A 1,243-nucleotide genomic window follows, 5' to 3' on the forward strand; every position below is an offset into this window, starting at 1 on the left:
TTGTTTTAGTTTTTTCATAGCATTATTGTACAAAAAATAGGTCCTTTTAGCAACTTAAGATTGGTTCTTCAACAGTATATTCGCTATATATCCAGACACCAAAAAACCCACCCTCTGGGGCAGGTTTCTGTTTTATATTGTTCAGCTAGATTATGCTTTACCTTCTGAACCGAATACGTCGATACGTTCTTCAACTGATGCTTGGATAGCTTTTACACCGTCAGCCAAGAATTTACGTGGGTCGAAGAGTTTTTTCTTGTCGTATTCTGCTTCGTTCGCTTCGTAGTCACGAGCAAATTTACGAGTTGCGTTAGCGAATGCGATTTGGCATTCAGTATTAACGTTAACTTTTGCAACACCAAGTTTGATAGCTGCTTGGATTTGGTCATCAGGAATACCTGAACCACCGTGCAATACGATTGGGAATCCTGGAAGGGCTTCTGTCAATTTCTTCAAGTGGTCAAGGTCAAGACCTTCCCAGTTTGCTGGGTAAGGACCGTGGATGTTACCGATACCAGCTGCCAAGAAGTCAATACCAGTTGCAACCATTGCTTTAGCGTCTTCGATTGGAGCCAATTCACCTTTACCGATGATACCGTCTTCTTCACCACCGATAGTACCAACTTCAGCTTCTACTGAGATACCTTTAGCGTGTGCTTTTTCAACAACGTCTTTAGCCAATTTAAGGTTTTCTTCAACTGGAAGGTGTGAACCGTCGAACATGATTGAAGTGTAACCAACTTCGATACACTCAAGTGCATCTTCGTAGTGACCGTGGTCAAGGTGGATAGCTACTGGTACAGTGATACCCATTGACTCAACAAGGTTAGCGATCAAGTTGCGAGCAACTTTGTAACCACCCATGTATTTAGCAGCACCCATTGAAGTTTGGATCAAAACTGGAGCTTTTTTAGCTTCTGCTGCACGCAAGATAGCTTGAGTCCACTCAAGGTTGTTTGTGTTAAATCCACCAACTGCATAACCGTTGTCACGAGCTGCTTGGACAAATTTTTCTGCTGAAACGATTGCCATTTGTCAGGCCTCCTATATATTTTTTGGGACATCCCATTTACATTGTTCATTTTATCACTTTTTGATAAAAAAAGCTAGTTTTTCCCATACTTTAGATTGAATTTCTTCCAACCCAATCAATGTAAACCCTTTCTTCTCCTTAGTCCTGAGTGACTTTGGGATAACGTATGAAGAAGGTCAATCGATCATCTTGCATCTCAAAATGATAAGG

At 41.2% G+C, this 1,243-nt stretch carries 1 protein-coding gene; it reads right to left on the reverse strand.

What is annotated here, in order from left to right; translation table 11 throughout:
* Positions 1 to 150: 150 nt before the first annotated feature.
* Entirely contained in the window at positions 151 to 1,032 is an 882-nt protein-coding gene (locus SORDD16_RS09720; RefSeq protein ID WP_001018995.1) for a class II fructose-bisphosphate aldolase, read from the reverse strand.
* Positions 1,033 to 1,243: the final 211 nt, after the last annotated feature.

Origin of the sequence: Streptococcus oralis (assembly GCF_001578945.1) — a bacterium.
Lineage (GTDB): Bacteria > Bacillota > Bacilli > Lactobacillales > Streptococcaceae > Streptococcus > Streptococcus oralis_Q.

What these genes read in the sequence shown, in the direction of transcription:
- SORDD16_RS09720 (WP_001018995.1), bottom strand. Translation starts at nt 1,032, where the DNA reads ATGGCAATCGTTTCAGCAGAAAAATTTGTCCAAGCAGCTCGTGACAAC.